General features: G+C 37.2%; 2 protein-coding genes. Both read right to left on the bottom strand.

The features are described from left to right. Positions 1-245: 245 nt before the first annotated feature. Positions 246-1,112: an aldose epimerase family protein gene (locus AC3DU7_RS30210; protein ID WP_488042931.1), complete on the bottom strand. Its 867-nt coding sequence runs from the start codon at positions 1,110-1,112 to the stop codon at positions 246-248. A 384-nt stretch (positions 1,113-1,496) separates the two neighbouring features. Further along, entirely contained in the window at positions 1,497-2,744 is a 1,248-nt protein-coding gene (locus tag AC3DU7_RS30205) for a histidine kinase (RefSeq protein ID WP_488042930.1), read from the bottom strand. Between the last annotated feature and the right edge of the window lie 145 nt (positions 2,745-2,889).

Raw genomic sequence — 2,889 nt, 5'->3', positions numbered from 1 at the left:
TCCGCAAACAGAAGGGAAGAAAGAAGAAGAGAAGGAGAAAGTTTTTTCATCACTAATTATCCGGACGTGATATTACATCTTGGTGAGGCACAACAAACGTGAGCAAGATGCCCGCACTACAAACATTCCCTCATTAACATCAGCTTGTAGGGACGAATGGCATTCGCCCCTACTTGAGTTTAAATCCCCTTCTAAACGTTTACTGCTGAAAGCTGAGTGCTGAAATGCTGACCGCTTTTTTAAAGTTAGCCAATTTCCGCCGTCATACTAATAACTGTTTCCACAGTTTTACCCGGTTCAGCAATTAATAAACTTTCCCCAGTATTCATAGCATTCCGAGGAGCAGTCCAAGGCTCTAAACAATAAAAATCTTTACCTTTCACAGTCCAAAAAACTAGAGTAGAGTAACTACTATCATAGTTAATAGTTAACTTTAAATTACGACTTTTATCAGTAACTACCGCTGATTGTTTCGACAAATTTACAAAAGCCCAATCAATTTCTTCGGCATTAAAATCAAACTCTCCAGAAAAAGTATTAACAGTTTGTTCGCCCTTAAGTTTATACTCATTTGAAGGTAAATCAAACTCTAATTGACTCTTATCAGTCACAGCAAAATAAGGATGAATTCCTGTAGCAAATGGCATAGGTTTCTGAGATAAGTTCGTGTGAGAATATCGCATCTCTAGAGTATTACCACGCAATATATAGGTATAATTCAACTCAAAATTAAATGGATATACTGCCCGAGTTTCATCACTGCTGCGAAGAGTCACAGTAATACTTGCGCCATTTTCAGTAGACTGTTGTGTAACTTCCCAAGGAAGAGTACGAGCAAAACCATGTTGCTTGATTTTGTAGCTTTCTCCATCTAACGTATAAGTATCGTCAACCACATTGCCACAAATAGGAAACAGTAGAGGAATGCCACCGCGCACCGAAAGAGTTGGGTCAGCAAAACGTTCCTTATCAAGGTAAAATATTTTTTGGTCTTGAGTACGCCAGTCAGTAATGATGCCACCTCGTTCAGGAACAACAACTACCATAGACTGAGTAGTTTCATCAGAAAGGATATAGGGTTGATTTTGATTTTGTCCAATATTAGCAGGCATAGATAATTCACCTAAAACAACTGCTATTAAGGTCTCACAGAATAGTCTGAAAAACTATTCATTTTGGACATAATATGGAATTTTAGTTATAGCGCTGCGCGCAGGCAACAGGCAACAGGCAACAGGCAATAGAGAGAATAAATTGCCGTTTGCGCAGCATCTCCGTTGGAATAATATAAGACTTTTAGCTATTGGACAGTTCCTGGAATTTGTAAATATGCCAGCGCACATTGCTTAGGTTTAGCCTATAATTTTATCATTTAAATGAACTTAAAACAAATCTAAGTGCAACAGTGAATATCTACAGAAAATTTAAGTTTTTTTCAGGCTTTTAAACCTTCTTCCCTCTTACTTCTTCCCTCTTACTTCTTCCTTCTTCCTTACTTATCGATAAACCGGTAAAGTAAACTTAAAACAACTACCATTCCTAAGATTAGACTCTACCCAAATTTTGCCGTAGTGGGATAAAATAATCCTCTGGCATAGAGCTAGACCAATACCATAACCTTCTTTTGACTCATCACGCTTGAGCCTAAAACTATCTTCAAAAATACGACCGTGATTTTCTCTAGGAATACCAGGGCCACTATCACAAATTGTTACTTGAATCTTTTGAGTAGTGCGATCGAGGATTAAAACCTGTATTTGTCCCTGTTTAGGAGTATACTTAATGGCATTATCCAACAAATTAACTATTACCTGACGTATTCTTTCTCGGTCAGCATAAACTAATGGTAAATCATTAGGAATATCCGTTTTCAACTGCAAATCTTTTGACTTAAGTCGATCTCGAAAACTAATTATCACCTCGCTACACAATGCCCCCAAATCTAATTTTTCAGGCTGAATTTGTAACTGCGTACTTTTGCCTCTTGGCCTCTCCAGAATATCTGTAATCATTCTGTCGATCGCGCTAACTTGATAACGTGCCTGTTTAATTAATCTTTCTATAAGAGTTGGAGAGTTTCTAGGAAATTCACTATTAGCAGTTTTTTGAGTTGATTCTAAAGTCTCTAGAGCCAACGAAACTGCTGCCAGAGGGTTACGCAAGTCGTGAGCCAACATGGCCACAATACGGTCTTTAAATCTTAGTTGAGCTTGAAGTTGTTCTTTTTCCTGTTTGAGACGAAAAATCTCATCTGACATTTTCATTAATTCTGCAGCACAGTCGATCGAACTAACAGATAATTTTTGATTAACAACCTGTTTAGATTGAGGCTGAGAATTATTGATGCGCCAATATTCGGCTATGGAACGTTGCCAGCGTGGCCACCAATATTCCAATTTGGCAATTAAATCTGTACCAGTTAGGGTTTGTCTTGGTTCAGGATAAATTTTGAGTAGGGCAGGAGTAGCAATCAACTTGAAGTGCTCTGCCATATAGGGTTTTTCTTCTACGTCAATGACTTGAAATTCAAAAGGATAATCATTATCTTTTTTTAAATTTTTGAGAGACTTACGAATGGCTTGAATTTGCTCTTGAGAGCCAGGACGTTTATTGATAAACAATAAAATCTGTAAAAATCCCTGCTCATGATTATTATTAGATTTTTCTGAAGACACCTGTACAAAATCTCTAGGTAAGTAGGATAGGCTATTAGCATCTATTCTGCAAATAGAATAATTTACCATTTAGTAGTAATCCATATTGAATATTCCCGCCTACCTAGATACTTGGCCCGATAGTGTAAGCGGGGCGGGGTTTACCACTTACGATTAAAAAACTAATTGGATGAATTTTATATTTTTTGTTAATGGCCTATAAAAGAAAATTAGT

The sequence above is a fragment of the Okeania sp. genome, from assembly GCF_983059655.1.
This window is presented reverse-complemented; position numbering and strand designations above follow the sequence as displayed.

Coding starts and splice junctions, on each gene's coding strand:
- AC3DU7_RS30210 (WP_488042931.1), bottom strand. CDS start 1,112: ATGCCTGCTAATATTGGACAAAATCAAAATCAACCCTATATCCTTTCT.
- AC3DU7_RS30205 (WP_488042930.1), bottom strand. CDS start 2,744: ATGGTAAATTATTCTATTTGCAGAATAGATGCTAATAGCCTATCCTAC.